This is a genomic window from Microbacterium testaceum (assembly GCF_001476655.1).
GTDB lineage: Bacteria > Actinomycetota > Actinomycetes > Actinomycetales > Microbacteriaceae > Microbacterium > Microbacterium testaceum_C.
In genome coordinates, this window is the sequence record NZ_LDRT01000080.1 from 1 (window position 1) to 3674 (window position 3674).

A 3674-nucleotide genomic window follows, 5' to 3' on the forward strand; every position below is an offset into this window, starting at 1 on the left:
CGATGGCCCCGGCTGCCCTCGTCGGCGGGGGATCCGGGGCCGGGGGCGGTGTGGTCGCCGACTACCTCCGACGGGTCACAGGGGTCGTGCCCGACCCCGCGCACGAGCGCGCGCTGTCGGCCTACCTCGTCGCGGCGATGGACCACGGCTTCAACGCCTCCACGTTCACGGCCCGCGTCATCGCGTCGACGGGGGCCGACATGGCATCCTGTCTCACCGGTGCCGTCGGAGCCCTGTCGGGACCGCTGCACGGGGGAGCGCCCGCGCGGGCACTCGACAGCCTCGATCTCGCCGGTGCCGACCCGGGGAGCTGGATCGCCGGGGAGCTCGCCGCGGGACGCCGACTGATGGGGTTCGGCCACGCGGTGTACCGGACGGCCGACCCGCGATCCGTCCTCCTGCGCGAGGTCGCCGAGGGCCTGGGCGGGGAGCGCGTCGCTCAGGCGCTGGCCTTCCAGCAGGAGGCCGAGCGGCAGCTGGCGGAGCACCGTCCCGACCGCCCCCTGCACGCGAACGTCGAGTTCTACGCGGCCGTCGTCATGGAGCAGTGCGGGATTCCCCGTGACCTGTTCACCGCCACCTTCGCGCTCGCGCGCACGATCGGCTGGACGGCGCACGTGCTGGAGCAGGCACGTGACCGGAAGATCATCCGGCCGTCGGCGCGGTACGTCGGGCCCGCACCGGTGGCCCGGGCGCGCCTCTGAGCCGACTCATCGCATTCTCTGGTCGAACTGCTCAGCCTTCGTTGCGCGGCGGGGCCGAGCCGTTCCCGGATGCGTCACCTCGGGGTGGGACCGTCACCTCCGGCGCCCCTTCCCGGCGGCGCCGACCACCCGTACCCCCACACCCCTGAGGACGACCGTGAACTCCCGCCCCCGCCGCGCGCCATCCGCGCGCCTGCTCTCCGCCGCTCTCGTCGCCACCGCGACCCTCGGCACCCTCGGCTTCGGCGCCACCGCCGCGCACGCCGGTACCGATCCCACTCTCCAGCCCGCCCTCACGGCGCAGGATCACGCGATCACCGATGTGCCGGGTCTCGTCAACGGCCGTGAGCTCGGTTCGTTCACGGGTGCCGGCGGACAGACCGTCAACGCCCCGCGGCTGCTGCGCACCGAGTCCCTCGACAAGATCACCTCCGCCGGAGCGCAGACCCTGGCGAACGAGTACCACGTCGACCTCGTCATCGACCTCCGCACCCCCGCGCAGGTCGCGGCCAAGCCGGATGTGGCGATCCCCGGGGCGCAGACGGTGAACATCTCGATGTTCGGCACCGACGGGAACTACAGCGACGACACCGCGATGTACCACGACCTCGTCGACAAGGGGTACGAGAGCCCGTCATCGCCCGGTGTGATGATCAGTGCCTACGCGCAGATCCTCCGACTGCTCTCCACGCACACCTCGGGTACCGTCCTCCTGCACTGCTCGCACGGCATGGACCGCACCGGCACCGTGATGGACCTGCTGTACCGCATCCTCGGCGTGAGCAGCTCCGACATCCTCCACGACTACCTGCTGTCGAACACGCAGCTCGGGGTCACGTGGGCGACGCCCGACCTCCTGCAGGGCACCTTCGAGGCCGACATCGCGAAGAAGTACGGCGGGCTCGACGCCTACATCTCGAAGACCGTCGGCGTGACCGCCGACGAGGCGGCCGCCCTCCGCACGCGCTTCCTCATCTCGAACGACGCCACCGCATCGGCGATCCGCGTCGGCGGAGTCGACGTGCCCCTCGACGCGGCGGCCGGCGCCGGGGGTGCGACCGTGACGGCGCCGATCGCCGCGCTCGCGGCATCCGACGTCCAGGTGACGACCTCGAGCGCCGCCGCGACCTCGACGGTCACCGTCTCGGGACAGAGCGCCACGGTCCTCATCACGGCGCAGGACGGCACGACGACGAAGAGCTACACCGTCTCGGTGGCCGCCCCGGCCATCACCCTCGCCGCGGGGACGGACCTCGTGGCCGGCTCGACCGTGCACCTCACCGGGGCGGGATTCACCGCCGGGGCGTCGTACGACGTCGTCGTGCACTCGACCCCGACGGTCATCGGCCGCGTGACCGCCGCCGCCGACGGCTCGGTCTCGGCCGACGTCACCCTGCCCGCCTCGCTCGCCACCGGTGCGCACACGCTGTTCCTGGCCGACGCGCAGGGCGACGCGGTCAGCGCGGCGCTGCCCATCACGGTCGGCGCCGCGACGACCGGCGCGAGCGCGGCGGCCGGCCCCTCGGTCGCGACGGGCGGGACGCTGCTCACGCAGCCCGCTCCCTGGCCCGGGATCGCGCTGGGGGCTCTCGGGGCGATGCTGCTCGCGGCGGTGGTCGTCCTGCGCGTCGCCCGGGTACGTCGGGCCCGCTGAATGAGGAGCCTACGGCGGTGGCGGCGGGGAGACATCCTCGCCGCCACCGCGGTGGTCGTGGCGCTGGGGCTGATCGCCGGGGGATTCGTGCTGTCGCAGACGCCCGGGATGCCGACGGTCGAGGCCGAGGTCGCCACCGCGCCGCACGACCTGGCGGGAAACCCCGTGCAGATCGACGGGCCGACGCCCGCGCCGAGCGCGTCGGCCACGCCGGACGGCGTCGGTCGCATCTCGGCGCCGTCCGTGGGACTCGACGTGCCCCTCGGCGCGGTGAACGTGGTGGACGACGTGCTGGAACCGCCCGGATTCACGTCGGCGTACTGGGTGCGCAATCTCGGTGTCGCGCCCGCCGACGCGGCATCCGGGACCGTGTTCGTGGTGATGCACTCGCTGCGGGGCGGAGGTGTCGGGCCGGGCAACGCGCTCATCGACGTGGATCGGGGCCGCGCGCGTATCGCGGTCGGTGCCGACATCACCGTCGCGGGCGTCGACTACCGCGTCGACCGGACCGAGGCGCTCGACAAGACCGCCATCGGCGGCGACGCGGACGTCTGGGCCGACACCCCGGGCCGTCTCGTGGTCATCACGTGCCTCCAGCGCCCTGATGGCAAACCGTCGACGGAGAACATGGTGGTCGAGGCGTCACGGGTGGGGTGAGGCGCGGGCAGCGGCCCTGCCCGGGGCGTCGCCACTCGCCGCCCCGGGCAGGCGCCCTCAGCGTCGGGCGCCCGGCATCCTCTTCTCGAAGCGGAACATCCGGTCGGGACCGCCGTCGTGGTCGCCGTCGTGCTGTCCGTCGCGGTGCTCCCGGCGGTGACCCGGGTGGAAGAACTCGACGGCGTGGAAGCCGCAACGATTGATGTAGAAGTGGATGTTGCGCTGCTCGAAGTACGGGGTGTCGGTCTCCCACACCTCGGTGTCGGGATAACGGGCCTCGATGGCCTCCCACGCGCGCGAGCCGATGCCGCCCCCGTGGTGGCCGGCGTCGATGAAGAACAGCTCCAGGTTGCGGCGCCCCTCGTCGAGGCCGCTGACCGCCGCCCCGCCGACGACCACGCCGTCGCGCACGATCTGCAGCGCCTCGGTGCCGGGCGCGTCGAGCTCTTCCTGCATCTCGGCGGCCTTCGGGATCGGTTGCTCGCCCGGTTGCAGTCCGGCATCTCGCACGCCCGCGGCGAAGGAGGCCTCCATGCGGACGAGCCAGGTGGGGCGGTCGGCGTCCGCGAGCGGGACGAGGTCGATACGCGGGGTGGGGGCGGGCGACGTCATGGTCACCTTTCGTCGGCGGTACGGCGGGTCCCGACAGGATGCCAGAG

General features: G+C 73.1%; 4 protein-coding genes. 3 read left to right on the forward strand and 1 reads right to left on the reverse strand.

The genetic code is table 11. The annotated features are described in order from the left end of the window. The 3 genes from NS220_RS12065 to NS220_RS12075 form a co-directional block, all read left to right on the forward strand. On the forward strand, positions 1 to 704 hold a 704-nt coding region (locus NS220_RS12065; RefSeq protein WP_275934679.1), incomplete at its 5' end, for a citrate/2-methylcitrate synthase. Between the two features lie 157 nt (positions 705 to 861). Beyond that, positions 862 to 2358, forward strand: coding sequence for a tyrosine-protein phosphatase (locus NS220_RS12070; protein ID WP_058624301.1), 1497 nt, complete (start codon positions 862 to 864; stop codon positions 2356 to 2358). Further along, on the forward strand, positions 2359 to 3015 hold the full coding sequence (locus tag NS220_RS12075) for a class F sortase (protein ID WP_058624302.1): 657 nt from the start codon (positions 2359 to 2361) through the stop codon (positions 3013 to 3015). A 57-nt stretch (positions 3016 to 3072) separates the two neighbouring features. On the opposite strand, the gene NS220_RS12080 is transcribed toward NS220_RS12075, so the two are convergent. Beyond that, a partial coding sequence (locus tag NS220_RS12080) for a GNAT family N-acetyltransferase (RefSeq protein WP_346335423.1) occupies positions 3073 to 3674 on the reverse strand: 602 nt, incomplete at its 5' end.